This is a genomic window from Streptomyces sp. TP-A0356 (assembly GCF_001417775.1).
Classification (GTDB): domain Bacteria; phylum Actinomycetota; class Actinomycetes; order Streptomycetales; family Streptomycetaceae; genus Streptomyces.
Genome location: NZ_BBZJ01000012.1, coordinates 209,729 through 235,459 on the forward strand (window position 1 = coordinate 209,729; position 25,731 = coordinate 235,459).

The 25,731-nt window shown below is 71.8% G+C and carries 18 protein-coding genes and 1 riboswitch; of the genes, 12 read left to right on the forward strand and 6 right to left on the reverse strand.

Features of this window, described 5'->3' with window-relative positions; all coding sequences use genetic code 11:
- Positions 1 to 92: 92 nt before the first annotated feature.
- Positions 93 to 749, reverse strand: coding sequence for a gamma-glutamyl-gamma-aminobutyrate hydrolase family protein (locus ASC56_RS01030; RefSeq protein WP_234376827.1), 657 nt, complete (start codon positions 747 to 749; stop codon positions 93 to 95).
- Between ASC56_RS01030 and ASC56_RS41515 the strand changes: the two genes are divergently transcribed.
- On the forward strand, positions 669 to 947 hold the full coding sequence (locus tag ASC56_RS41515) for a zinc-binding dehydrogenase (protein WP_234376806.1): 279 nt from the start codon (positions 669 to 671) through the stop codon (positions 945 to 947). The two genes, ASC56_RS01030 and ASC56_RS41515, sit on opposite strands and share 81 nt — an antisense overlap.
- A gap of 628 nt (positions 948 to 1,575) precedes the next feature.
- Here ASC56_RS41515 and ASC56_RS01035 read toward each other — a convergent pair.
- Entirely contained in the window at positions 1,576 to 1,950 is a 375-nt protein-coding gene (locus tag ASC56_RS01035; protein WP_159039579.1) for a hypothetical protein, read from the reverse strand.
- A gap of 181 nt (positions 1,951 to 2,131) precedes the next feature.
- Between ASC56_RS01035 and ASC56_RS01040 the strand changes: the two genes are divergently transcribed.
- The 5 genes from ASC56_RS01040 (at position 2,132) to ASC56_RS01060 (ending at position 11,522) form a co-directional block, all read left to right on the forward strand.
- Positions 2,132 to 6,535 (forward strand): HAD-IC family P-type ATPase, encoded by a 4,404-nt coding sequence (locus ASC56_RS01040; RefSeq protein ID WP_055489190.1) that lies wholly within the window; start codon positions 2,132 to 2,134, stop codon positions 6,533 to 6,535.
- 141 nt (positions 6,536 to 6,676) lie between these two features.
- Positions 6,677 to 6,835, forward strand: a riboswitch (cyclic di-AMP (ydaO/yuaA leader).
- Between the two features lie 7 nt (positions 6,836 to 6,842).
- Positions 6,843 to 8,171 carry a C40 family peptidase gene (locus ASC56_RS41520; protein ID WP_055489191.1) on the forward strand — a complete coding sequence of 443 codons (1,329 nt, stop codon included), beginning with the start codon at positions 6,843 to 6,845 and terminating at the stop codon, positions 8,169 to 8,171.
- A 105-nt stretch (positions 8,172 to 8,276) separates the two neighbouring features.
- The gene (locus tag ASC56_RS01050) at positions 8,277 to 9,377 is read left to right on the forward strand and encodes a PP2C family protein-serine/threonine phosphatase (protein WP_107309146.1); all 1,101 of its coding nucleotides are present in this window, start codon (positions 8,277 to 8,279) and stop codon (positions 9,375 to 9,377) included.
- A 217-nt stretch (positions 9,378 to 9,594) separates the two neighbouring features.
- A complete protein-coding gene (locus tag ASC56_RS01055; RefSeq protein WP_055489193.1) occupies positions 9,595 to 10,044 on the forward strand; it encodes a DUF1931 family protein in 450 nt (149 codons plus the stop codon).
- A 113-nt stretch (positions 10,045 to 10,157) separates the two neighbouring features.
- Entirely contained in the window at positions 10,158 to 11,522 is a 1,365-nt protein-coding gene (locus ASC56_RS01060) for an FAD-dependent oxidoreductase (protein ID WP_055489613.1), read from the forward strand.
- A gap of 118 nt (positions 11,523 to 11,640) precedes the next feature.
- Here ASC56_RS01060 and ASC56_RS01065 read toward each other — a convergent pair whose 3' ends face one another.
- On the reverse strand, positions 11,641 to 13,869 hold the full coding sequence (locus ASC56_RS01065; protein ID WP_371330015.1) for an RICIN domain-containing protein: 2,229 nt from the start codon (positions 13,867 to 13,869) through the stop codon (positions 11,641 to 11,643).
- 59 nt (positions 13,870 to 13,928) lie between these two features.
- Complete coding sequence (locus ASC56_RS01070) at positions 13,929 to 15,323, reverse strand: lectin (RefSeq protein ID WP_055489194.1); 1,395 nt, start codon at positions 15,321 to 15,323, stop codon at positions 13,929 to 13,931.
- 332 nt (positions 15,324 to 15,655) lie between these two features.
- Between ASC56_RS01070 and ASC56_RS01075 the strand changes: the two genes are divergently transcribed.
- From ASC56_RS01075 to ASC56_RS01100, 6 genes are all read left to right on the forward strand, one after another.
- Positions 15,656 to 16,882 carry a cytochrome P450 gene (locus ASC56_RS01075; RefSeq protein ID WP_055489195.1) on the forward strand — a complete coding sequence of 409 codons (1,227 nt, stop codon included), beginning with the start codon at positions 15,656 to 15,658 and terminating at the stop codon, positions 16,880 to 16,882.
- A 175-nt stretch (positions 16,883 to 17,057) separates the two neighbouring features.
- Positions 17,058 to 18,002: an ABC transporter ATP-binding protein gene (locus tag ASC56_RS01080; protein ID WP_055489196.1), complete on the forward strand. Its 945-nt coding sequence runs from the start codon at positions 17,058 to 17,060 to the stop codon at positions 18,000 to 18,002.
- Complete coding sequence (locus ASC56_RS01085) at positions 17,999 to 18,814, forward strand: ABC transporter permease subunit (RefSeq protein ID WP_055489197.1); 816 nt, start codon at positions 17,999 to 18,001, stop codon at positions 18,812 to 18,814. The genes ASC56_RS01080 and ASC56_RS01085 overlap by 4 nt, the downstream gene beginning before the upstream one ends.
- Positions 18,815 to 18,869: 55 nt before the next feature.
- Entirely contained in the window at positions 18,870 to 20,087 is a 1,218-nt protein-coding gene (locus ASC56_RS01090) for a sensor histidine kinase (protein WP_055489198.1), read from the forward strand.
- Positions 20,088 to 20,090: 3 nt separating this feature from the next.
- Positions 20,091 to 20,756 carry a response regulator transcription factor gene (locus ASC56_RS01095; protein ID WP_055489199.1) on the forward strand — a complete coding sequence of 222 codons (666 nt, stop codon included), beginning with the start codon at positions 20,091 to 20,093 and terminating at the stop codon, positions 20,754 to 20,756.
- Positions 20,757 to 20,844: 88 nt separating this feature from the next.
- Positions 20,845 to 21,864, forward strand: coding sequence for an LLM class flavin-dependent oxidoreductase (locus ASC56_RS01100; RefSeq protein ID WP_055489200.1), 1,020 nt, complete (start codon positions 20,845 to 20,847; stop codon positions 21,862 to 21,864).
- A 23-nt stretch (positions 21,865 to 21,887) separates the two neighbouring features.
- Here ASC56_RS01100 and efeB read toward each other — a convergent pair whose 3' ends face one another.
- Positions 21,888 to 23,168 carry an iron uptake transporter deferrochelatase/peroxidase subunit gene (gene efeB / locus ASC56_RS01105; protein WP_055489615.1) on the reverse strand — a complete coding sequence of 427 codons (1,281 nt, stop codon included), beginning with the start codon at positions 23,166 to 23,168 and terminating at the stop codon, positions 21,888 to 21,890.
- A 47-nt stretch (positions 23,169 to 23,215) separates the two neighbouring features.
- Complete coding sequence (efeU, locus tag ASC56_RS01110) at positions 23,216 to 25,567, reverse strand: iron uptake transporter permease EfeU (RefSeq protein ID WP_055489201.1); 2,352 nt, start codon at positions 25,565 to 25,567, stop codon at positions 23,216 to 23,218.
- Positions 25,568 to 25,731 lie beyond the last annotated feature (164 nt).

The following is a 25,731-nucleotide window of genomic DNA, read 5'->3' on the forward strand; positions in this document are numbered from 1 at the left end:
GGGGGCCGCTCAAGTGGCGGCCCCCACCGCGACGTTCGCCTCCGTAGGGAAGGTGCTCAGGAGGGGTTCCCGCTCGCACGGAAGTCGGAGAGTCACAGGCGGGTGCGGGCCGCTCGGACGAGGGCGTCGAACAGGCCCTGTTGGGCGGGGTCGCGGTGGGCGGTGTCCTCGGGGTGCCACTGGACCGCGGTGAACCAGCCACGCGCGTCGGGGAGTTCAAGCGCTTCGACCGTGCCGTCGGCCGCCCGTGCGGTGACCCTGAGTCCGGCTCCGGTGCGTTCCACCCGCTGGTGGTGGTAGCAGGAGGCCTCCGTCCGCTGCGCTCCGGTGGCCCGTTCCAGCAGGGTGCCGCGCCGAACCGCCACCGGGTGTACGACATGGCGGTGTTCGTGGTCCCGGCCGCCCATGTCCTGCTGCAAGGTGCCGCCGAGGGCCACGTTGACGACCTGCAGACCACGGCAGATCGCGAGCAGGGGAACTCCCGAGTCCAGGGTCCGGCGGGCGACTTCCAGGTCGAAGGCGTCCTGGAGGTCGTCGACGTCGTAGACCGCGTCGTGGGTGTCGGCGGCGCCGTAGCGGTGCGGGGCGATGTCACCGCCGCCGGGCAGCAGCACGCCGTCGAAGCGGGCGAGCCGGGCGGTCACGTCGGTGTCCGCGGGGTCGGCGGGGTGGATGGTCACCGGTTCACCGCCCGCCCGCCACACCGCCTCGATCAGCGCGCGGGCGTTGACCTCGGCCGCGTACCGCAGGGCGGAGGTGGTGGCGCTGAAACCTTCTCCAGTGGCGGTCCCCGTTCCGTGACGGCCCTCGCCGAGCATGCCCGGCTCGCCGCCGCCGGACGCCTGGTCGTACGCATCGCACGGAGCCGCCCCCTCGCCGACGCCGCCGAGGCCCAGAGGGAGAGCGAGACCGGCCACCCTCGCGGGAAGCTCATCCTGCGGCCGTAGGAGGTGGGACCCCGAGGGTGCCCTTCACACCATCTCCCTGCCGGCCACCCGGACTTCAACAGCGAGGCGGCCGAAGTGGTGACTGCCGAGGTACGCTTCACCTCGGCCGCCTCGGGATCGCCCTCGACCTCGGCACCGGCCGCCACGACCAGGCACCGGTGTCACCGGTTGTTCACCCAAGCGACAGCACATGTACATCCAAAGTGCACCCATGCCAGGGCATACGGCTGCATTGTCGGATATGAGACACCCCTCCGAAGACAGAAAGTCGGCCGACATGGGCGGAATTCTCGTAGCCGTGGCGACGAAGATCGGCGTCGCGCTCGCCGAGGCGATCATCATGCGTGTTCTCTGGGAGCTGTGGGCCGCGTACGCGCGGCACCTGCGCACGGCCGCCGCGCCCGCCGCCGCCTGACGCGCGGCCGCCACTGCGGTCGCCACCTGACGCGCGGCCGCCACTGCGGTCGCCACCTGACGCGCGGCCGCCACTGCGGTCGCCACCTGACGCGCGGCCGCCACTGCGGTCGCCGCCTGACGCGCGGCCGCCACTGCGGTCGCCGCCTGACGCGCGGCCGCCCGGCAGCGCCGTCGCCGCCGGGCGCCGTGGGGGCCTTTCGCATCAGCCCCTCTACTTGGCCGAGCCCCGGCCTCCGTTGTGCTCGGCCGACGCCCGGGCACCTCCTTCACGCGATCTACTGCTGCGCACCAGCCAGGTGGCTCCGCCGACGGCGAGCGCGACCGGCCATTCCAGGGCCCCCGCCGCGGCCATCGCTCCGAGACCTCCGTAGAAGACGAGATCCTTGGGCGTGGGCATGCCGGGCATCAGCGACGTCGCCGCTTTGGCCGTGCTCGTCACGTCGCCCTTCGTCAGGTACGGAATCTTCAGCGACGGGTGCAGTGTGCGCGTATGAAGGTGCAGGCCCGCACCTTCGTGCGCATGGGTCTCCATGCGGTGCTTACGGGATTCTTCCCGCTCTTGTGTGGTTTCCGCTGTCTTGGCCATCCCCCAGGTCTCCTCTCAGGAGTCGGTGTGGTGTGCCTCTTCAATTCTTGCGCGCTTCGCCCGACGCGCGCCCTGCAACCTGGGCCCAAGTCCGGCATTTACGGCACTTAGGTTGAAATATTTATTTATGGCTACTCGTGCGCGGAGGAGCTGAGTGCCGGCCGAGAGCAGGTGATGCGCTGTGGCACTGCCGGGACGCGAACTGCTGGAAGCCGTCGTGTCGTCCGTCACCGCTGTGGTGTGGGACGACACGCGCAGGCGCGTACGGCACTTCGACGGGCGCGCGCACATCGCCGTGCGCGGCCTGGGCGAGGGCGACCTGCCCCATGCCGCGGCGGTGAAGCTCGCCGAGGACGTGGAGCGGCGCCTCGCCGATGTTCCCGGGGTGGCCTGGGCCGTCGTGAACACTGTGCTCGGCCACGCCGTGGTCGGGATCGAGGATTCCTTCGACGTCGAGGAGATCGCGGACGCCCTGGTCGAGGCGGTCGAGACGGTGGAGGATGCGCACGGCATCGATCGCCCGCTGCCCGACCATCCGCTCTCGGGTGAACGGATACGGCGCGCGGCACTCTCCATGGTCGCGCACGTGACGGCCGCGCCCTTGGCCGCTGTGGCAGGCCTGACCCGTCACACGCCCCTTCCCTCTGCGGTCGCGGCCCTCGCCCCGATCATCGACAGCCACCCACGGCTGCGGGCTGTGGTGGAGTGGGCGGTCGGCCCCGAGAACGCCGGAGTCCTCATCTCCGGACTGGCGGCGGTCGGCCAGGCGGGCTCCGGTGGTCTCCTCGGGGTCGGCGCCGACACCGTGCGGCACGCCCTGCGGGTGCTGGAGGCGACTGCGGAGAACACCGCCTGGGCTGCCGCCGAGCCGTGCCTCACCGGGAGCGCCAAGGCCGGACACCACCGCGCGACACCCCCGGCGAAGCCCCGCGAGACCCCACTGCGGCAGGGACCGGTCGAGCGCTACGCCGACCAGGCACTCCTCGTGGCCGCGGCGTCCTTCGCCGGGTCGCTCCTCGTCACCCGGAGCCCCGAAAAGGCCGTCGGGGGTGCGCTGGCCGCGGTCCCCAAGGCCCCCCTGCTGGCCCGTGAAGGCTTCGCCTGTGTGTTCGGCCGAGGACTGGCCCGCAGGAACATCCTCGTGGCGGACCCCGACGCCCTGCGCAGGCTGGACCGTATCGACACCGTCCTCCTCGACACGGACGTCCTGGCCACCGGGTCCCATCTGCTGGCCGATCTCATCGCCCTCGACGAGAGCACGCCCGCCGGAGAACTCGCCGCGACGGCCCATCGGCTCTTCGACGGATCCGCGCCCGAGCGGGTGCGCCGGGAGGGCGAATGGGTGCTCGGGCCCATCGAGCACCTGTCCCTGCAGGGCGGCATCGATACCCGCGCCCGGGAGCGACTGGAGCGCGAAGGCGCACGGCTCGTGCTGGGGCTGGCGCGCGGACGGCAGCTGCTCGCCATGATCAGCGTGGTGCCCCAGATGCACGAGGCAGCCGACGCCTTCGTGCCCGCGGCCCATGGGGCCGGACTGACCGTGGTGACGGCGGGCGCGTACCCCGACGACCCGTCCGTGCGGGAGGCCGACGCGATGCGGGCGGCGGACGAACAGCTGCTCGACGCCGTACGGGACCTCCAGCGCGACGGCAGGGGCGTACTGCTGATCTCGCGGGACCGGTCCGCGCTCGTGGCGGCCGACGTCGGGGTGGGTCTCGCCGACTCGGAGGGGACTCCGCCCTGGGGCGCGGACCTGTACATGGACTCCGATCCGGCGACGGCCGTCGTCGTCGTGCAGGCCTGCCGCACCGCCCGGGAGGCAGCCAGGTGGGGGGTACGGCTCGCCCAGGCGTCCGCCGCCGTCGGCGCGACGGCGACGCTGGCCGGACGGGCGCGGCGGCCCGCGGCCCGCGGCGTGACCGCGTTCAACACGGCGGCCGTCATCGGCACCGTCCTCGGGGCCTGGTCTGCGGTCCGGCTGCTGCGGCGCCCGGTGCCCGTGACCGGCGCGTCCCGGCAGCCCTGGCATGCGATGGACCCGGCCACCGTGCTCGCCCGCACCGGGAGCAGAGAGACCGGACTGACGACCGAGGAGGCGCTGGCGCGGGCCACCGCCTCCGGGGAACGGGCCCCCACCTCGTCGCTCGGCCGGGCCTACGCGGCCGAGATGCTCAATCCACTCACCCCCGTCCTCGCCGCCGGGGCGGCCATGTCCGCCTCGGTGGGCGCCGTCCTCGACGCCGTCGTCATCGTGGCGGTCACCGCGCTCTCCGGGTTCGTCGGCGGCTTCCAGCGCTACCGGACCGACCGGGCGGTGGCCCGGCTGCGGCGTGAGTCGGCCGTCAAGGCCAGGGTGCTGCGGGACGGCCAGGAGGCCGTCGTCCCCGCCGAGGACCTGGTCGTGGGAGACGTGGTGATCCTGGGCGCCGGTGACGTCGTGCCCGCCGACGGACGCCTGCTGGAGGCGCACCACCTGGAGGTGGACGAGTCGGCGCTGACCGGTGAGTCGCTGCCCGTGATCAAGGATGTCGCGCCGGTACTGGCATCGGACCTCGCGGACCGTACGTCCATGGTCTACGAGGGCACGACCGTCGCGGCCGGCCGTGCCCGCGTCGTCGTCGTCGCGACCGGCAAGGCCACCGAGGCGAGCCGTGCCGCGGCCATCGGCCGGGGTACCGCGCCCGCCGTGGGCGTGGAGCGCAGGCTGGCCCGGATCACCGGCAGCACCCTGCCCGTGGCCCTCGGTTCGGCGGCGGCGGTGATGGTGGCCGGGACACTGCGTGGGCGCCCGGTCCGGGACACCGTCGGGGCGGGCGTGGGGCTGGCCGTGGCCAGTGTTCCCGAAGGGCTGCCGTTCCTGGTATCGGCGGCCCAACTGGCCGCCGCCAGAAGGCTTTCGGCACGCGGCGCCCTGGTCAGGGACCCCCGTACCATCGAGGCGGCCGGCCGCACCGATGTCCTGTGCTTCGACAAGACCGGAACCCTCACGCATGGGCGCATCTCCCTGGTCGCGGTCGCGGCCGACGGCGAGAGCCGGCCCCTGGACGCGCTCGGCGACGACCAGCGCGCCGTACTCGCCGCCGCACTGCGGGCCACACCACGCCCGCACGGGGGCAACGGGCTGGCGCACGCCACGGACAAGGCGGTCACCGCCGGTGCCGAGGAGGCGGGCGTGCGCCGCACGACGGGCGCGCCGGGCTGGCGCCGCATCTCCGGCCTGCCCTTCGAGCCGAGCCGCGGCTTCCACGCCACCCTGAGCCAGTCCGAGGGGACCCGGATCCTGTCGGTGAAGGGAGCGCCCGAGGAGGTCGTCGCACGCTGTGCCACCCGCGGTGGCCGACCGCTGGACGAGCGCGGCCGCAGGGACATCCTGGCCGCCGGGGAGAAGCTGGCGGCCGAGGGCCACCGCATCCTCGCGGTCGCCGAACTCCGGGGCGCCGAAGGGGAGCTGACGGACGATTCCGTGCGGGGACTCGACTTCCTCGGCTTCCTCGCGTTCGCCGACCGTGTGCGGGGCACCGCCGCCGCGGCGCTGCGCCAACTCGCCGAAGCCGGGGTGCAGATCGTGATGATCACCGGAGACCACCCGGGCACCGCCGGCAAGACGGCCGCCGAACTGGGCGTCCTGGACAGCCGGCGGGTGGTGACGGGCGCCGAACTCGACGCGCTGGACGACCAGGGGCTCGACGCCCTGCTGCCCGATGTCGGTGTGGTCGCGCGCAGCACCCCGGTGCACAAGGTCCGTGTCGTGCAGGCGTTCCAACGCCTGGGCCGTACGGTCGCGATGACGGGCGACGGCGCCAATGACGCGCCCGCGATCAGGCTCGCGGACATCGGCATCGCGTTCGGTACGCGGGCGACACCGGCGGCACGTGCGGCGGCTGACCTCGTCGTAACGGACGACCGGCTGGAGACGGTGCTCGCCGCGCTGGTGGAGGGCCGCGCCATGTGGGCCTCCGTACGGCAGGCCCTGGCGATCCTGGTCGGCGGCAACCTCGGCGAGATCGCGTTCACCCTCCTCGGCGCGGCCACGACCGGCACCTCACCCCTGACGGCCCGTCAACTGCTGCTGGTGAACCTGTTCACGGACCTCGCTCCGGCCATGGCGGTGGCCCTGCGCCCACCCCATCCGGAGGCCACCGAGCGCATGCTCCGCGAGGGACCCGAGGTCTCGCTCGGCGCGGCCCTGACCGAGGAGACCGTCTGCCGTGCGGTGGCCACGGCTCTGGGCGCGACGGCCGGCTGGCTGGCGGCCCGGTTGACCGGGCCCGGCCGCGCCGCCCGTGCCCGCACCGTCGCCCTGGTCGCGCTCGTGGGCTCGCAACTGGGCCAGACCTTGCTGGCCGGGGGGCGCAGCGGAGCGATCGTCGGCTCCTCGCTCGGCTCCCTGGCCGCGCTGGCGGTCGTCGTCCAGACGCCGGTCCTCAGCCAGTTCTTCGGCTGCACGCCCCTCGGCCCCGTCGCCTGGGGCATCGCCCTGGCCAGCGCGGCCGCGGCGACGGTGAGTTCACTGTTCCTGCCGGCGCTCATCGGCCCGGCCCGGGCAGCGCTTCCCGTGCGACGACCGGCCGCTGTCACGTCGTAGGGAACGCCCACGCGAAAGTCACACTTACGTATCGGACATTCCAGGCCCCAACCTTCACACGAGGCACACAAATTGGTTAGGTTGGCGGGCAGGCCGCATGACTCCCTCCGGCGAACCCCGCCGGGTCGCGCGGCCTCCGCCGAGTCCGGTGCGCCCCCACCGCAGCCGGAGCCGGGGACCCAACCGAACCTGGGGTGAATCGGCCCGACTGCCCCGCGGGGCAAGGCCGTAGGGCACACCTTCCGGAACCGCCGGCCCGAACCCGTCAGCCGACTCGGTAGGCGGAGCACGGAAGGAGTACGTCCCCATGGCGCCGGATGGCCCGAGCCGCGACGAGGTCCAGCAGCGGATCCACAGCCTCTACGACCAGGCCGAGACCGCCACCGGGAACTACAACGCGACCCGCGCGATGGCGACGGGGTCCCGCAAGCGTGTCACCCCCGTGTTCCGTGCGGAACGCAGGCCGGCCGATCCCGCCCTCGACGACGTCGTCAGGCAGTGGTTCGACGCGGCGCGCACGAAGCTGGGTCCGACCGTTCCGGCGGTGCTGCCCGCCGACAGAACGCCCAACACCCCGGCCGGGGCACGGCCCACCGGCCCGGCGGGGCGTCCGGGGGGCGACCTCACCGGCCGTGGTCGGGGGACGTCCGACCGGGCCGTGCTGGAGCTGACCGCCGGAGCGGGCACCGGGCCCCTGGCGGAGCTGACCGCCGGAGCGGGCACCGGGCCCCTGGCGGAGCTGACGGCCCGTCCCCTGGCCGCCCTGCCTGCCGCGCCGGAGCCGCGACAGGAGGCCCGCAGCGCCCTGCCCGGGCCGCCCACCGAGCCGCGGCAGACCGCGGTGGCGACGTCCAAGGAGCACAACCAGCGGAAGCTCGCCGCGGCCCGTGAGCTGCTGGCCCAGCGCACGGCACAGCGCGGCACGCCGCTCGCGGCGATCGAGTCCCGGCCGACCGCGGGCGCGTGGAGGGTGCCGGAGGAACAGGTCCGGCGCGAAGGCGGGGAGCCCTGGCAGCAGCAGCCCGCCCTCAGCATAGACATGCCGGACCTGCCCGTCACCCTCGGGGCCCCCGTCGCCTCCCTGTCTTCCGTGTCTTCCGTCGCGCCCGCGGCCCCCCTCGCCCCGGCTGCCTCCCTCGCGCCTGCCGCTCCTCTCGTCCCCCCGGCTTCCTCCACCGCTGACGTCTTCGTCGGCGCCGACGCGCTCGTCGACTCACGGGCCTTCGTCGCCCCTGACGCGCTCACCGCGATCGGCGGCGCACCGGAGTCGGGCTACGACCGGAAGGCCGCGAAGGCACTCGACTTCGTCCGTGCACAGATCGGCAGGCCATGCCTGTGGGGTGCGACGGGACCTGACTCGTACGACGCCTCGGGCCTCACCCAGGCCGCCTGGAAGGCCGCCGGGGTCATGCTGCCGCGTACCGCCCACGAGCAGGCGACCGTGGGAGCGGCGATCGCCCTCGCCGACCTCCAGCCCGGAGACCTGGTCCTCTTCCACGACACCGTCAGCCACGTCGGCATCTGCACCGGCAACGGCATGATGATCCACGCGCCGGGCCCGGGAGCGTTCATCCGCGAGGAGTCGATCTTCTACGCCGGGAAGTCGGCGATCCACGGCGCGGTGCGGCCCGCGTAAGGAGGGGACCTCCCCCACGTCTCGACAGCGCAGACGGGCACACCACGGGACCGCCGCCAACGTGCGGCACCGGAGCTCGCGTAGGAGCGTGGGGGTGTGCGAAGCATGCCTGCCATACCGTGGCGCCGGAACGGGGACGGTCGGAGCTGGCTGCGCGGCGCGCCGCCCCCACCCTGGGTGCGGGTCCTGCCCGTCGCACTGTTGCTGTTCGTCTGCGTCGCCACCCTGGCCAGCCCCAAGCCGCTCGACATCGGCTTCCTGCTGGGTGCCATCCCGCCCATGGCCGTGCTGTCGTACGGCCCCGCGGCGACCGCGACCCTCGGGGTCCTGGTCATCGCCCTCCAGAACATCCAGGCCTTCCACCTGGACCACCCCGGCAACACCGACCTGCTCACCATCACCTTCGTCGCGGTGCTGAGCGTGTTCGTGGCCTATGTGCGCAGCCACCGCGACGCCCAGCTCGACCTGGAACGCACCGCCGCCCATGTCGCCCAGCGCGCCGTCGTCCCCCCGCTGCCGAAGAAGGTCGGGCCGGTGCGCTGCGCGGGGCTGTACGAGGCCGCCGAACGAGGGACGCTGGTGGGCGGCGACTTCTTCGACGTGCGCGAGGGCCCCTCCGGGGTGCGGGCGGTCATGGGAGACGTGCAGGGCCACGGGCTGTCGGCCGTCTCGACCGTGGCCTCCCTGCTCGGCACCTTCCGGGAGGCCGTGCTCGACCAGCCGGACCTGCGCTCGGTGGCGGCCCGCCTCGACCGCAGACTCATCGTGGACTCGAGGGACTCCCGGCACGCCGAGCTGTTCGCCACCGCGGTGCTGCTCGAATTCGCCCCCGACGCCCGTACGGTGCGCATCATCGCCTGCGGCAGTCCGCCACCCCTGCTGCTGCACGACAGGAAGGCCACCGAAGTGCAGGTCCCACCGGGAACACCCCTGGGACTCGGCCTGTCCCCGTCAGGTGTGTACAAGGAGATCAGCTGTCCGCTCCGGCGCGGCGACCGGCTCTTCATGGCCTCCGACGGCATCTGGGAGGCCAGGGACAGCACCGGCGCGTTCTATCCGCTGGTGGACCGGCTCCCCGCCCTCGTCGACGGCGATCCGGCCGCCACGACCGCGCAGGTGTGGGCGGACCTCGTGAGCCACTGCGGGACCATTCGCGACGACGTCACGATGCTGGTCCTCACCCCCGAGCCGGGGGGCGACGAGTGAGCCGTGGCGCCTTCCGCGGCCAGGACTTCCGCCGCCAGGCCTTCCGCCGGTGCGACAGCGACGATTCGGTCTGACGGGTGGAACCCAGGTGTCCGTCTTCGGCCCGGCATGCGCAGGTGTGGCGTCGAGTCTTCTGAGAGCCTTGATCATGAGCTGGTTCCGCCACCCGGCGGGGCGGCGCTCGGCAGGTTCGGTTCGCCGACGAGGAGGCGACAGCATGACCGTCATGGGTGTGTCCAGGTTCGAACGATTCTTCCGTGTGGCCGCCGGGCTCGACGTGGACAAGAACGATCTCAAGCGTTACAGCGACTTCGTCGACGGCAAGCTCTACGACCTGCTCCTGGTCGGCCAGGCCGCGGCCAAGGCGAACGGCAGGGACACCCTCGAACCCTGGGATCTGCCGATCACCAAGGGGCTCCAGGAGAGCATCCACAAGTTCCGGCAGCTCGACGAGGAGGTGGAGCTCAAGCCGATCCTGGAGCAGTTGGCCAAGCACCCGCTGCTGGACAGGGCACCCACGGAAGAGACCGAGGCACGGTACCCGGAGATCGTGGGAGGGCTGAGCCTGGCCCTGGCCCACACCTTCAAGATCATGTACCCGGATCTCAAGAACCCCCAGACGAAGCACTGGGAAGGCGTCACCGCCATCTTCGATCTCCTGTTGTAGGAGCCATAAGGCAGCCTTATGGGGTCATAGGGCGGACCCGCGTACCAGGTAAGGCATGCCTTAGCTTAGGGTTCCCGTCGAGCCGTCTGTCACCGCTCGAAGGGAACCTGATGATGCCCCGCCCCTTGCGGGTAGCCATAGTCGGAGCCGGCCCCGCCGGAATCTACGCCGCCGACGCACTGCTGAAGTCCGAGGTGGCCGCCGAACCCGGAGTGTCCGTCGACCTCTTCGAGCGGATGCCCGCGCCGTTCGGCCTCATCCGTTACGGCGTCGCGCCGGACCACCCACGGATCAAGGGCATCGTCACGGCCCTGCATCAGGTCCTGGACAAGCCGCAGATCCGCCTGTTCGGCAACGTCGACTACCCGGCCGACATCAGCCTGGACGATCTGCGCACCTTCTACGACGCCGTGATCTTCTCCACGGGCGCGACGGCCGACCGGGCCCTCGCCATACCCGGCATCGACCTCGAAGGCTCCTACGGCGCCGCGGACTTCGTCTCCTGGTACGACGGGCACCCGGACGTGCCACGGACCTGGCCGCTGACGGCGCAGAAGGTCGCCGTCCTCGGCGTCGGGAACGTCGCGCTCGACGTGGCCCGCATCCTGGCCAAGACGGCGGACGAACTCCTGCCCACCGAGATACCGCCGAACGTCCACGACGGGCTCAAGGCCAACAAGGCCCTGGAGATCCACGTCTTCGGCCGCCGTGGCCCGGCACAGGCCAAGTTCAGCCCGATGGAGCTGCGGGAGCTGGACCACTCCCCCAGCATCGAGGTCGTCGTCGATCCCGAGGACATCGACTACGACGAGGGCTCGATCGCGACACGGCGCGGCAACAAGCAGGCCGACATGGTCGCCAAGACCCTGGAGAACTGGGCCATCCGCGATGTCGGAGACCGGCCGCACAAGCTGTTCCTGCACTTCTTCGAGTCGCCCGCCGAGATCCTCGGCGAGGACGGCAGGGTCGTGGGACTGCGCACCGAGCGCACGGCCCTCGACGGCACCGGCAACGTCAAGGGCACCGGCACGTTCAGGGACTGGGACGTCACCGCGGTCTACCGCGCCGTGGGTTACCTGTCGGACCGGCTTCCGAAGTTGCCCTGGGACATCGCGTCCGCAACGGTGCCGGACCAGGGCGGACGGGTGATCGAGGAGACCGGTGCGCATCTGCAGTCCACGTACGTGACCGGCTGGATCCGGCGCGGTCCCGTGGGCCTGATCGGCCACACCAAGGGTGACGCCAACGAGACCGTGGCCAACCTCCTGGACGACCACGCGAACGGGCGCCTGCACACTCCCGCGTCCCCGGCGCCCGAGGCCGTGGACGCCTTCCTCACCGATCGGAACGTCCGCTTCACCACCTGGGAGGGCTGGTACCGCCTCGACGCCGCGGAGAAGGCGCTCGGCGAACCGCAGGGCCGCGAGCGCGTGAAGATCGTCGAGCGCGAGGACATGCTGAGGGAGAGCGGCGCGTAAGGGCTCCGAACAGAATGGGATTCGTTCGGCAGCTCCAAGAGGCCGCCCGGCCGCAGCTGGTTCTGCTGCGGCCGGGCGGTTCGGCCGGGAGTCGCCGGGCGGTGTCCTCCCGGCCGGATCAGGGATAGCTGACCAGGTTGGCCACGTTCGTCGAGGAGTTGGACGGGCCGCCCCGGTCGTTGATGACATGCCGTATCGTCCCGGTGCCGCCGAGGGAGACCGTCACCATGTCGTGGAACTGGACGCCCGGCGTGGCCGGCACCTCGAAGGCGTGCTCCGCGGTCACGCTCCGATCGGCGCTGAAGTAGCAGTAGCTGCCGAGTCCGTAGGCCTGGTGGCTGGTCACCGAGTTCGCGACCTTGTAGGCCGCGTAGCCCTGTGTGGAGCCGTTCATCCAGGCCGCCTGATTGGGCGGGTCGTACGGCATCTCGTTCTGGTAGAAGTACGTGCGGCCGCCGTTGCCGTTCCAGATGGTCTGGTGCTTCTGGAAGTGCTCCACGAACAGGCCGTACATCGTCACGTCGTCGCCGTTGACGACGAGGCCCGTGTCCGCGGTGTTGGTCGTCCAGCCGACACCGCTGCCGTGGTCGGCGCGCCAGATCCACATGTGGTCGCCGATGACGTTGCGGCTGTTGACCACCAGGCTCGTGGTCGCCTTCCCGACCCCGGCGCCGCCCACGCGGAAGTAGACGTCGTGCAGGGACGTCGGGTCGGAGGCGTGGGAGACCGAGGCGCCGGAGGGCCCGACCTCCATCAGCGTCGGTGAGTTGGCGGTTCCCGCATCGAAGAGCAGACCCGCGATGCTCACCCCGTCCACGTCCGCGACGGTCATGGCGGTGACGCCGTTGTCGGGGACGAGGGTGGCCAGGCCGAGGCCGAGGACCACGGTGTCGGGGCGTGTCACCTTCAGCGTCTGGTCCAGGTGGTAGACGCCGGGAGTGACCAGGAGGTTCTTGCCCGCGGCCAGGGCCGCGTTCATCTGGGCGGCCGTCGTACCGGGCTTGACGACGAAGAACCGGTCCAGGGGCAGCGAGGCACCGGCCGGGGCACCGGACGCCCAGCTGGTCGCCGTGGAGTTGGTGCGCACCGACGGTACGAACACCTGATAGGCACCGGCGTTGTCGACGTAGAGGAACGGCTTCTCCCGAGTGACCGGGCTGCGGTCGACCGTCGTGTACGGGGGGTTGGGGAAGCTCGTGGCCGGTACGCCCTGGCTGCCGACGAACACCATGTTCCAGTTGGCGCCCGTCCAGCTGCCCAGCTGGGAATTGCGCGTCAGCCACTGTTGCTGGGTGCCGGACCGGACCTGCCCGTCGATCTTGCTGTCCGCGAGGTAGCCCCCGCTCGACCAACCGCCGTCGTCCAGTGCGATGTTGCCGCGCAGATGCATCCGCCGGTAGGGGGCGGCCTGGGACACCGCCCAGCGGTCGGTGCCGCCCGTCGGGTTGACCGAGAGGTTCTCGGCGCCGCGCCAGAAGTTCTGGGTGGCGTTGCCCTGGAACCAGTCGGCCTCCGCGTGTACCGCGCCGTTGACCGTCACCGCGTCCGGTGACAGACCGAGCCCGAGGACCTGGGTGTAGAAGCCGACGTTGACGTCGTTGCTGTAGGTGCCCGGCTTGAACAGCACGGCGTAGCGCTGGGAGCCGAACTGGTTCGTCTCCTGCTGCTGGAAGATCGAGTTCAGCCTGCTCTGGATGGTTGACGACGGCATGGACGGGTCGAAGACGACCACGTTCGGGCCGAGGTCCACATCACCGGGAGACGTGGAAACGGGTGTCACCTGGAAGCGCTGGGCGGCGGTTCCGTTGCAGGTGTACTGGGCCAGTTGCACGCTGTCCGCGGTGGAGGCCCCGGGGACGTCGAGGCACTTGCCGCTGTGCCGGTTGACGAAGTGGTAGGCGCCCCCGCCCTCGTCGACCGGCAGCCACTGCTGGTTGTCACCGCCGCCGTACGTCCACAGCTGGACGGGCGCGCTGTCGGCGGTGGACACGTCGGTGACGTCCAGTACCTGGGCGGCGTCGTTGCGGTTGTTGATGCGGACGTAGCCGCCACTGGTGGCGGTGAGACTCCAGTGCTGGGCAGTGGAGTCGTTGCAGGTGTACTGCTGGACCACGGTGCCGTTGGCGGTGCCCGCGGCGCGGGCGTCCAGGCACTTGCCGCTGCCGCTGTTGACGACGGTGGCCCAGCCGGTGGGCAGGACCGCGGCCGCGGCCGAGGTCTGGGTCGCGGCGTGTCCGGGGACGAGGGCCGGCACCGAGGCGGCGGCGACCAGTGCCAGGACGGCGGCCGCTCTGGGAAGGGCGCGCCGGCGGCGGCCTGGTCCGGGGTGGGACAGGGATCGGAACACTGTTCCTCCTGGGCCGACCTGTCGGCCGGCCGTGGTGGGGGTGGTGGGTGCGGGCCCGGTCAGCCGGTGTAGGACGCGACGACGCGCGTGTAGTCCCAGGGCTGCTGGGCGACGCCGGAGCAGCTGTCGGCCGGTCCGCCGGTGCACGGGCGGTCGCGGTTGGCGGACCAGAAGGTGAGCCGCGCCAGATGGTGCTGCTGCGCGTAGCCGAGGATGGTGCGGAAGTCGGCGACGGTGACGGTCTCGCTCTGGTCGGTGACGCCGTTCATCGACGAGATGCCCATGTCGCGGTAGGCCTGGTCGTCGCCGTAGCCGTACGCGTTCCTCAGTGCCGTCTTGAGGCCCTCGGCGGCCCGCAGGGTGAGGGTGCCCATGTTCTGGCCGGCGCCGCCGAAGTCGAACGGCATGATGGTCCAGCTGTCCACGGTGAGCCCCGAGGAGGCCGCCCGGTTGATCAGGCTGGTGTCCGGGCCGCTCTGGCCGGTGCCGATGGTGACGTACACCTTCAGGCCCGGGTTGTTGGCCTTCACGGTCTTCAGGGCGTCGACGGTGCGCTGCTGGACGGTCGGGTTGCTGTACGCGTCGGCCTCGATGTCGATGTCGATCGCCTTCAGGCCGTATGCGTTGATCACCTTCTGGTACGCCGCGGCCAGTTCTCCCGCGCTGGAGCAGGAGCTCTCCAGCTTGTTGCCGCTGTAGCCGCCGAAGGACGGGATCACGTCGCCGCCGTTGGCCCGCACCGTGCTGATCGTCTGCTGGTCGACACCGCCGGTCAGCGGGCGGCTGCCGTCCCACTGGGGGTTGCAGTATCCGTTGCTGAGGACGAAGGCCAGCGTGAACCACTTCACGCCCGTGGCGTTGGTGATCGTGGTGGGGCTCGGCGGATCACCCCAGCCGTTGTAGAGGTAGGGGGCCACGGCCATCGGAGCGGCGGGGGCGGTGCCGCCCGCCGCGGGCGCGCTCCACTTCTGGTTGGCGCCGCCCGTGCAGGTCCAGATCTGCGTCGGGGTGCCGTTGGCGGAGTTGTTGCCCGTGACGTCGAGGCACTTGTCGGCCTGCGGGTTGACGATGTCGTGGGCGGCGGTGACCGTCCACTTCTGGTTCGCCCCGCCGGTGCACGACCACAGCTGGGCGCGGGCGCCGTCGGCGGTGGAATTCCCGGTCACGTCCAGGCACTTGCCCAGCGCGCGGATCGTGCCGTCGCTGCCGACCGTCCACTGCTGGGCCGCGGTGCCGTTGCAGTCGTAGAGCTGTACGGGGGTGCCGTCGGCGGAGTTCGCGCCGGCGACGTCGAGACACTTGCCCGCCAGGCCGGTGATGGCTCCGGTGGCGGCTGCGGCGGGCGCGGCGGACAGCGCGGTGGCGGACAGGACCAGCAGGGACACCGCGAGGGCGCCGCGGGCCGCGGCACCGGTCAGCGCGCGTGGAGGGTGGAGCGAACCTGGGGAGCCCATGGCTCTCCCCTTTCAGGAGTGGGGGGAACGGTGTTACTTCAGATCGGGATTTAAGAAGTGAAGTAAGTGACTGTCAAGTAGTTGGTTCAGACCAGTAGTTGGTCAGGGACCGTCGTCGGCGGACGTGGCGCGGTGGGCACTCGCCGGGACGGCGGCGGCCGGAGCGAGGGTTCGTCGCATCGGCATGCCCGAGACCCATTGCATGGGCATGCCCAAGACAAGTCCTGCCGACCCCGCGTCGTCGCGGCGCGACCCGGCGCGCGGACAGGCGTGCACTCCGGCCGGAGCAGTCCCGCGCGACAGGCGCTCCCGCGGGTACGAGGGTGGAGGGCATGAAGGAGGAGACCACCACACTGACCGGCGCTGAACCGCCCCCGGTCCGGGACTGGATCTCGCACGAGCTGAACGGGACGGACTTCGACCCGGTTCTCGCCGAACTGATGCGGGAAGGTCCGCTGACCCGCATCCGCCTCCCCCACGGCGAGGGCTGGGCATGGCTGGCGACGCGCTACGACGACGTCAGGATGATCACCAACGATCCGCGGTTCGGCCGGGCGGAGCTGGTCGATCGTCAGGTGACCCGGCTCGCACCGCACTTCAAGCCGAGGCCTGGCTCGCTCGCCTTCGCCGACCAGCCGGACCACAACCGGCTGCGCCGCACGGTGGCGGGCGCGTTCACGGTGGGTGCGATGAAGCGGCTGCGGCCCCGCGCGCAGGCGATCCTCGACGCCCTGGTGGACGAGGTGGAACGGAACGGACCGCCGACCGATCTCGTCGAGCACGTCCTCGAACCGTTTCCGATCTCCGTGGTCAGCGAGGTCATGGGGGTGCCCGCGGCCGACCGGGAGCGGGTGCACGCCTGGACCCGGCAGATCATCTCCACCTCGGGCGGGGCGGAAGCCGCCGAGCGCGCCAAGCAGGGCATGTACGGATGGATCACCAAGACGATCCGGGCGCGCGGCGGCAGCACCGAAGAGGATGTCCTGTCCCTGCTGGGGGCGGCGGTGGGCCGGGGCGAGATCAGCGAGGAGGAGGCGGTGGGCCTGGCGGGGCCGCTGCAGATCGGCGGGGAGGCCGTCACCCACAACTGCGGCCAGATGCTGTTCCTGCTCCTCACCCGCCCCGCCCTGCTCGAACGGCTACGCGAGGCACCGGTGTCGTGGGACGCCGCGCTGGACGAGTTGCTGCGCTGGATCCCGCACCGCACCGCGGTCGGTCTGGCCCGTGTCGCTCTCGAGGACGTCGACCTGCACGGTCTGCGCATCAAGGCCGGGGACCCCGTCTACGTCTCGTATCTGGCCGCCAACCGTGACCCGGACGTCTTCCCCCAGCCCGACCGCATCGACATGGACCGCGATCCCAACCCGCACCTCGCGTTCGGCAACGGACCCCACTACTGCACCGGGGCCGTCCTCGCCCGGCTGCAGATCGAGCTCCTCCTGCAGACGCTGCTGGACCGCCTGCCCGGGCTGCGTCTGGCCGTCCCCGCCGAGCGCGTCCCCTGGCGCCGACAGACCATGATCCGCGGTCCCCAGGCGCTTCCCGCCGCCTGGGGGTGACGCGGCACCGCCCAGGCACGTACATCGGCGGGTGTACGCCGGTTCAGCCCGTAGATGCAGGCAGGGCGCCCGGAACGTCGGCCCAAGGGCTGTCGATTCGCTGGGGGCCCGGCCCTAGCGTGGGGCGCGTCCGGTTGCGTACCGACTCCGGTTCCCTTCTCTGCAAGGACATCTCATGATCGAGGCCCATTCCCTCACCAAACGCTACGGGGAGCGCACAGCCGTCGAGGATCTCAGTTTCACCGTGCGGCCCGGCAGCGTGACCGGGTTCCTGGGGCCGAACGGGGCCGGCAAGTCCACGACGATGCGGATGCTCCTCGGCCTGGACGCGCCCACCTCGGGCCGCGCCGTGGTCAACGGCAGCAGCTACGCCGGCCACCGGGCGCCGCTGCACGAGGTGGGGGCGATGCTGGAGGCCCGCTCCATCCACACCGGGCGCAGCGCACGCAACCATCTGCTGGCCCTCGCCGCGACCCACGGGATCTCGGCGCGCCGGGTCGACGAGGTGATCGACCTGGTCGGTCTGCGTGCGGTGGCCAAGAAGCGGGTCGGCGGATTCTCCCTGGGCATGGGGCAGCGGCTCGGCATTGCCAGCGCGCTGCTGGGCGACCCGGCGACCGTGATCCTGGACGAGCCGGTCAACGGCCTGGATCCGGAGGGCATCCTGTGGATCCGCAACCTGCTCAAGGGGCTCGCCGCCGAGGGGCGTACGGTCCTGGTGTCCTCCCACCTGATGTCGGAGATGGCGCTGACCGCCGAGCACCTGATCGTGATCGGGCGCGGCCGGCTGATCGCCGACACGTCGGTGGCGGAGTTCATCGCGCAGGCGGCCGGGGACGTGGTGCGCGTACGCACCGACGAGTCGGAGAAGCTGCGCGGTCTGCTGGCCGGGCCGGACGTGTCCATCACGTCGCAGGAGCCCGGCGTGATCGAGGTGACCGGGCTCACCAGCGACCGCATCGGACGGATCGCGGCCGACCACGGTGTCGCGCTGGCCGAGCTGACGCCGCAGCAGGCGTCGTTGGAGGAGGCGTTCATGGAGCTGACCCGGGACGCCGTGGAGTATCAGGCACCGACGGCGGAGCTCGTCGGCGCGGGTGGGGAAGGGCGTGCGGCATGACGACGGCAACGGTGATTCCGGAGGCGGAGCGGGGCGAGGTCACCCAGCTGCGGGTGATCCACTCCGAGTGGATCAAGCTGCGATCGCTGCGGTCCACCCTGTTCACACTGCTGGCGGCCGTCGTCGCGATGGTCGGCCTCGGCTTCCTGTTCAGCTACTTCACCGCCGACCGGTGGTCCCACCTGCCGCCGGACGAGCGGCTGAACTTCGATCCCACGCTGGTGAGCCTGCGGGGGTTCTACCTGGCCCAGCTGGCCGTCGGCGTGCTGGGTGTACTGGTGATCAGCGGTGAGTACGCCACCGGCATGATCCGCGCCTCGCTGTCCGCGGTGCCGCGCCGTCTGCCCGTGCTGTGGGCCAAGGCCCTGGTCTTCGGGGCGGTGGCCTGGGTGCTGATGACGATCGCCTCGCTCACGGCGTTCCTGGTGGGGCAGGCGGCGCTGTCCGGCCATCACCTGGGGACCTCGCTGAGCGCCCCGGGCGTGCTGCGCGCGGTCCTGGGCGCCGGTCTGTACCTCACGGTCGTGGGTCTGATCGGGGTGGCGTTCGGGGCGCTGATCCGCAACACGGCGGGCGGGATCGCCACGGTCTTCGGTGTGCTGCTGGTCCTTCCGGTCCTCGCCGAGGCGCTGCCGTCCTCGTGGTTCGACGCGATCAACAAGTATCTGCCGAGCACGGCGGGGCAGGGCCTCATCCACATCCACCAGCAGCCACATACGCTGGCGCCATGGACCGGATTCGCGATGTTCTGCCTGTACGCGCTGGTGGCCCTGGCCGGGGCCGCGGTGGCGCTCAAGCGACGGGACGCCTGATGGCGCCCTCGGGCCTGAGTACCGCCCCGGTCGCGGGCGGCCGCCCGGTGCGTCGATGACGTACGCACCACCGGGGGGCCTGTGGCTTCGGGCCGAGTCGTGGCGCGCCCTCGCCGGGCGCGCCCGGCTGCGTCTGCGGGCACGTATGTCCCCGTCGGCCGTCGACGCGCTGTTCGCGGCGGCCGTCTTCCTGGCGCAGACCGGGATGGCGCACGGCCACCTGCGCCAGCGCGGATGGACGGTGGTCGTCCTCACCGCCCTCATGGCCCTCCCGCTGGTGTGGCGGCGCCGGGCCCCGCTGCCGGTGTTCCTGGCCATGTCGGGGGTCGCGTTCGTCCAGTGGTGCGCCGGGCTGCGGATGCCCGGGGACATCTCCCTGCTCATCGCGCTGTACACGGTGGCCGCGTACGCGCCGCGGCGGCGCACCTGGCTCGCCGTCGGAGTACTGGAGTGCGGTGCTCTCCTGGCGTCGGCGCGCTGGGCGCCCGAGGACCGTACGGTCGAGACGTTCGTGGCCCTGTCCGCGATGGTGGTGGCGGCCACGGTGATCGGGATGAACATGCGCAGCAGACGCGCCCACCTGGCGTTCCTTGAGGAGCGTGCGGTGCGCCTGGAGCGGGAGCGGGACCAGCAGGCACAGCTCGCGGTGGCCGACGAGCGTTCCCGGATCGCCCGGGAGATGCACGACATCGTCACCCACAACCTGTCCGTGATGGTGGCGCTCGCCGACGGCGCCGTCTTCGCGCAGGACCACTCCCCGCAGCGGGCGACGGCCGCGATGCGGCAGGTGTCCACCACGGGGCGTCAGGCGATCACCGACATGCGCCGCTTCCTGGGAGTGCTGCGGGCCGACGAGCCGGACGCCCTGCGTCACCCGATGCCCCAGATCGCCCAGCTGGAGCCGCTGGCCGACCAGGTGCGGGCCGCCGGGCTGCCCACGCGGCTCGATGTCGCCGGCGATACCGCGGCCGTGCCGGTACCGGCACAGTTGACGGTGTACCGCATGGTCCAGGAGGCGCTCACCAACACCCTGAAGCACACCCCGCCGGGTACCCGGGCCGATGTCCAGGTGCGTTGCGATCCGCAGCGCATCACCGTCGACGTCACCGACGACGGGCCCGGGGCGAAGATCCCCGCCGGCACCCATGGGCAGGGGCTGCACGGGATGCGGGAGCGGGCGGCGGCCTACGGTGGCGAGTTCGCGGCGGGGCCGCGGCCGGAGGGCGGCTGGCACGTCCGCGCCGTACTCCTGCTGACCGGAAACGAAGCGTGAGGCATGACGATCAGAGTTCTGCTCGTCGACGACGAGCCATTGCTGCGTATGGCGTTCTCCATGGTGCTGGAGGCACAGGCCGACATGGAGGCGGTCGGTGAGGCCGGGGACGGCGCCCAGGCCGTGCGCCTGGCCCGCGAGCTGGGGCCCGACGTCGTTCTGATGGACGTCCGTATGCCGGGCACGGACGGCATCGAGGCGACCGAACGCATCGTGACTCAGTGCCCGGGGGCGAAGGTGCTGATCCTGACCACCTTCGACCTGGACGAGTACGCCTTCGCGGGGCTGCGCGCGGGGGCGTCGGGGTTCCTGCTCAAGAACGCGCTGCCCGAAGAGCTGCTGGCGGCGATCCGCTGTGTGGCGGCGGGGGACGCGGTGGTGGCGCCACGGATCACTCGGCGCCTGCTGGAGAACTTCGCCCACCAGTTGCCCGCCCAGTCCACGGGCGCCCGGGAGGACGAGCGCCTGGCCCGGATCACCGCCCGGGAGCGGGAGGTGCTGACGCAGGTGGGGCGCGGGCTGTCCAATGCGGAGATCGCCGAGACCCTGCACCTGGCGGAGGCGACCGTCAAGACGCATCTGAGCCGCATCCTGGTCAAGCTGGAGCTGCGCGACCGGGTGCAGGCGGTCGTGTTCGCGTACGAGACCCGGCTGGTACGGCCGAGTTGACCGGGCCGCGCGGCTCAGCGGGCCGCGGCTGCGAGAATCGGGTCAGCACCGGTGGACGGCAGTCACACCACGGATCTTGGAGGAGCCTGTGCCGCCGACCTCGAGACCACTGCGGAGACTGGGCTTCCTGACCATCGGCCTGTTCGACGAGGCCGATCCGCGCCGCGGGCACGAGTCGACGCTGGAGATCATCGAACTCGGCGAGCGGCTCGGGTTCGACAGCGCGTGGGTGCGCCACCGTCATCTGCAGTACGGGATCTCCTCGCCCGTGGCCGTGCTCGCGGCCGCCTCCCAGCGCACGAGCCGGATCGAACTCGGCACGGCGGTGATCCCGCTGGGCTGGGAGAACCCGCTGCGGCTCGCCGAGGACCTGGCGACCGTCGACATCCTGTCCGGTGGCCGCCTCAACCCCGGGGTGAGTGTCGGTCCTCCGGCGCACTACGAGCAGGTCAAGCAGGCCCTGTATCCCGACACCGCCGAGGTGGAGGACTTCGGCCACGAGCGCGTGCGGCGGCTGCTCGACTTCGTGCGCGGAGAGCCCGCCACCGACTTCAGCGGCGTCGAGGGCTTCGAGGTGTTCTCCGGCCGGGTGCAGCCCCACTCCCCCGGCCTGGGCAGGCGGATGTGGTACGGCGGCGGGAGTCTGCGCTCGGCCCGGTGGGCGGGCGAACACGGGATGAACCTGCTGACCAGCAGCGTCGTCAAGGCCGAGGAGTCGCAGGACTTCGCCGAGGTCCAGCTCTCGCACATCCGCGCCTTCCGCGCCCAGCACCCCGACGGCGACCGCGCACGCGTCTCGCAGGGGCTGGTCGTCATCCCCACCGACAGCGCGTCGGCCGAGCAGCGTGCCAAGTACGAGGCGTACGCGGCGAAGCGGTTGCCGCGCACGGCCACGCCGCAGGGTCCGGCGCGGATGATGTTCGCGCCGGACCTGGTCGGGCCGTCCGGTCGGATCGCCGAACAGCTGTATGCGCACGCCGCGTTCCGGGAGGTGGACGAGGTGGCGTTCGCGCTGCCGTTCACCTTCGAGCACGAGGACTACCTACAGATCCTCACGGACGTCGCGACCCGACTGGGTCCGGCGCTCGGCTGGCGGCCGGCCGGCTGAACGCCTCGTGGCGGACCCGGCCGTCAGGCGGACAGCAGCCCGCGCCCCAGCCAGTCCGAGGAGTCCCGCACGCCCGGCAGGGCGAAGAAGTATCCGCCCCCGGTCGGGGAGATGTAGTCGACGAGGGGCTCGTCGATGAGACGGGTCTGCGTGGCCTCGAACTGGCGCTGGACGTCCTGCTGGTAGCAGCAGAAGACGAGCCCCATGTCGAGGTTGCCGACGTTGTCGACGCCCCGGTCGTAGTTGTAACCCCGGCGCAGGATGCGGGAGTTCTCGGTCTTGGCGGTACGGGGGTTGGCGAGGCGGATGTGGGCGTCGAGCGGGATCGCGGTGCCGTGCGGGTCCTTGGCGTAGTTGGGGGTGTCGGTCTCGCCGACGCCGTCCAGCGGCGCGCCGGTGTCCTTGCGGCGGCCGAACATCTTCTCCTGCTCGGTCAGCGAGACCCGGTCCCAGAACTCGACGAGCATGCGGATGATCCGGATGACCTGGTAGCTGCCGCCGGTCGCCCACGCGGGCTCGCCCTGTCCCTCGCCCACCCAGATCAGACGGTTCATCTCACGGGAGGAGGCGACGTCGGGGTTGGCTATGCCGTCCTTGAATCCGAGCAGGTTGCGCTGGGCGCCGGTGGGGCGGGGCGTGTTCTGGAAGCCGTCGATGCGCCACTTGATCTGCATCGCGCCGCGGGTGTGCCGGGCGATGTCGCGCAGCGCGTGCAGCACGGCGTCCTGGCTGGCGGCGCAGATCTGCAGCGACAGGTCGCCGTGGCACTCGGCCGCCTGGAGGTTGTCGTTGGGGAACGTGCGCATCGGGCCGAGCAGGCGCGGCTTGGCCCTGGCGAGGCCGTAGCGGTCGTCGAAGAGCGAGGCGCCCACGCCGACGGTGACGGTGAGTCCGTCGGCGGGGACCTCGGGTCCGAGGATGCCGTTGTCGGAGGGCGGGGCGCCCACGCCCAGGTCCTCGGGGGTGCCCCCGGAGGTGAGGAAGCGGGCCCGCTCGGTGATGGTCCGCAGCAGGTCGGCGAGTTCCTTGCGGCTCTCGGCGATGACGTTGAAGGAGACGAAGGTGGCCGCCGCCGGGGCGGGGGTGATGATGCCCGCCTGGTGGGCGCCGTGGAAGGGGACCTTGGCGGCGCCCGCGGTGTCCGCGGCGCGGGCCTCGGTGGTGCCCGACTGGCTGAGGGCGAGGCCGCCGCCGGCCAGGACCGCGCCCGCGGCCCCGGCGCCCAGGGCCGTCTTCACGAAGGAGCGGCGGCCGGCACCGGCGGGACAGCCACCCTGCGGGGCGGACGTTTCGGCGGACGGCATGGAGCGGTTCCCTTCGGTGCGTACGTTCTCGGCGCGCTGTGCGGTCATCAGGCGGACTTCCGGATCTCAAGCAGGTCCGGAACGGGGGCGAGGTCCTCAAGGAGCTGTCCGGTGGCCCCGTTGAGATGAGCTCGGGTGGTCTCGTCGAGTCCGTCCACGGGGGTCCAGGAGTCGCCGTGGTGCGCGGCGTCGAGCAGCTTCTGCACCCGGGCGATGTCCGCGTCGACGGTGGGCAGGAGGCGCGGGGCGCGGGTGGTCAGCAGCGGCTTGAGGACCGTGAGGAGCTCGCGCGTGCCGGCCAGGTTGGCGTCCGCTGTGGCCAGTCCGGTGCCGCTGCCCTGGTCGGTGTCGCCGGTCAGCTCGAACTGAAGGGTGTTCTCCAGGATCTCGTGGGCGCGCAGGGGCAGGTCGCCGGGTTCGAAGTTCTGGGTGGGGAAGGCCTTCTGCAGGCCCACGGTGTCGTCGGCGAGCTGCTGCGCGGGGGCCTTGAGCTGGTCGGCGGACTGTCCGTGCCACAGCCCGTACTCGACGCGGTGGAATCCGGTGAAGTCCTTGTCGTTCACACCGCCGGGATGGCCGTCGGCGCGGCCGTTGATCTTCTTGTCGAAGTCCTCGAAGGTGCCGTAGGCGGCGCCGAGCGAGGAGTAGGTGCGGTGCGCGGTCAGCCAGTCGGTGCGGGCGGCGTCGAGGTGGTTGGCGGCGATGTCGTCGCTGAGCTTGCGGGTCTGGGTGACGAGGGTGGCCAGGCCCTGGCTGACGTACGTCCGGTACGCGGTGAGGGGCGCGGCGAGGTCCTTCTCGGAGACCGGGACGACCGCCTTGGCCCCGGCGCCGCCGCTGACGCGGATCGCCTTGGAGGTGACGGCCTGGCCGCCGGTGGGCACACAGCGCCAGGCGTAGGTGCCTCCGGCGACGGTGGCGACGAGGTCGCGGGTGGTGCCGGGCGCCAGGCCCTCTATCTCCCCGTAGACCGCGTTGGTGGCCGGATCGACGAGGTACACCTCGGAGGTCTTGCCCCCGGTGTTGTGCATCTGGAAGGTCTGCCGGCCGGTCCTGGGCGCGGTGAACCCCTTGCCGCACTCGGTCTCGGAGACCGCCACGGTCTGGGAGCCGGCGGGCTTGGAGCCGCTGAGGGCGACGACCAGTCCGGCGACCACGGCGGGAACGGCGACGACGGCGGCGGGGACCACCCAGGCGGGGCGGCGGCGTGCGGAGGCGCCGGGGTGCGGCTGCCGCGTCCGCCCTGCGGGCTCGGGCCCGGGCTCCGGCGTCTTCGCGGCGGGTTCGTCCGGTGCCTTGCCCGCGGGCCCGTCCGGTGCCTCGGCGGCGGCCTTCGCGTCGTCCGCCGCGACGGCAGGCGACTCGTCCATCGCGGCAGCAGGTGACTCGTCGGCCGCGATCGCAGGCGACTCGACCGCCGCGGCAACAGACGACTCGACCGCCGTGACGGCAGGCGACGCGGCCGTCTCCGCGGCGGCCTTCGGCGCGTCCGCGTCCGTGGCCGTGTCCATGCCCGTGGTCGCGTCCGCGGCCGGCTTCGGCGTGTCCGCCTTGGCGGCGGGCTCGGTCCTGGCCGCCGGGGTGCGGGTGCCGAGGACGCCGCGTACGAACAGCGTCATGACCACGGCGAGATAGGCGACGTAGGACCCGATCTGCAGCCACGTCATCGTCGGCGTCAGATTGAACACGCCCTGCACGAGGGTGCTGTACCAGGAACCGGCGTCGATGCTGCCGCTGAGGTCGACGGCGTAGGCGGTCTTGCCGGGCAGGACCCCGCCCTCCTGCAGATCGCGCAGGCCGTAGCCGAGGACCCCGGCGGCGATCACGATGAGGACGGCGCCGGTGACGGTGAAGAACTTCGTCAGGTTGATCTTCAGGACACGGCGGTAGAGGCCCCAGCACAGGCCGGCCGCGAGGACGAGACCGACGCCGGCACCGGCCATCGGGCCCGCGGACTCGCCCGCCGCGCGGGCCGTGGTCCACAGGAACAGGGCGGTCTCCAGGCCCTCACGGCCCACCGCGAGGAACGAGGTCAGGATCAGCATGCCCGCGCCCATCGCGAGCGCCCCGGTGACCTTCTCCTTGATCTCGCCGGAGAGACTGCGGGCCGAGCGACGCATCCAGAACACCATCGCGGTGACGAACGCGACGGCGATCACGCTGAGGGTGCCGCCGAACGCCTCCTGGGCGGTGGCCGACAGGGACGCCGCGGTGAAGGTCAGGACCGCGCCGAAACTCATGGCGAGCGCGATCGCGGCCAGTACGCCGGTCCAGACCTGCGACAGCCGGGATTTCGCACCGGCCCGTACGAGAGTCGCGATCAAGATGGAGACGATGAGTCCGCCTTCGAGCCCCTCCCTCAGTCCGATGAGAAAGCTCGGAAACGCGTCATCCCACATGCGGCCCTCCCCGACATGCCCCCCGCCGACGGTCGCGCAGGTTAGCGAAGGCATGCCTTACTTATGCCGAACCATCATGACGACAGGCGTGTATCCAATTGCCCATGAAAAGGCAATGGAAAGGCAAAGGGACCGCCCAGAGGGGGACACTCTGGTCATCCGTA

Bases quoted from the DNA above. Each gene is read 5' to 3' on its own strand.
- ASC56_RS01050 (WP_107309146.1), top strand. From the start codon at position 8,277: ATGCCTGCCATACCGTGGCGCCGGAACGGGGACGGTCGGAGCTGGCTG.
- ASC56_RS01080 (WP_055489196.1), top strand. From the start codon at position 17,058: ATGATCGAGGCCCATTCCCTCACCAAACGCTACGGGGAGCGCACAGCC.
- ASC56_RS01075 (WP_055489195.1), top strand. From the start codon at position 15,656: ATGAAGGAGGAGACCACCACACTGACCGGCGCTGAACCGCCCCCGGTC.
- ASC56_RS01060 (WP_055489613.1), top strand. From the start codon at position 10,158: ATGCCCCGCCCCTTGCGGGTAGCCATAGTCGGAGCCGGCCCCGCCGGA.
- ASC56_RS01085 (WP_055489197.1), top strand. From the start codon at position 17,999: ATGACGACGGCAACGGTGATTCCGGAGGCGGAGCGGGGCGAGGTCACC.
- ASC56_RS01035 (WP_159039579.1), bottom strand. From the start codon at position 1,950: ATGGCCAAGACAGCGGAAACCACACAAGAGCGGGAAGAATCCCGTAAG.
- ASC56_RS01090 (WP_055489198.1), top strand. From the start codon at position 18,870: ATGACGTACGCACCACCGGGGGGCCTGTGGCTTCGGGCCGAGTCGTGG.
- ASC56_RS01055 (WP_055489193.1), top strand. From the start codon at position 9,595: ATGACCGTCATGGGTGTGTCCAGGTTCGAACGATTCTTCCGTGTGGCC.
- efeB (WP_055489615.1), bottom strand. From the start codon at position 23,168: ATGCCGTCCGCCGAAACGTCCGCCCCGCAGGGTGGCTGTCCCGCCGGT.
- ASC56_RS01095 (WP_055489199.1), top strand. From the start codon at position 20,091: ATGACGATCAGAGTTCTGCTCGTCGACGACGAGCCATTGCTGCGTATG.
- ASC56_RS01070 (WP_055489194.1), bottom strand. From the start codon at position 15,323: ATGGGCTCCCCAGGTTCGCTCCACCCTCCACGCGCGCTGACCGGTGCC.
- efeU (WP_055489201.1), bottom strand. From the start codon at position 25,567: ATGTGGGATGACGCGTTTCCGAGCTTTCTCATCGGACTGAGGGAGGGG.
- ASC56_RS41520 (WP_055489191.1), top strand. From the start codon at position 6,843: ATGGCGCCGGATGGCCCGAGCCGCGACGAGGTCCAGCAGCGGATCCAC.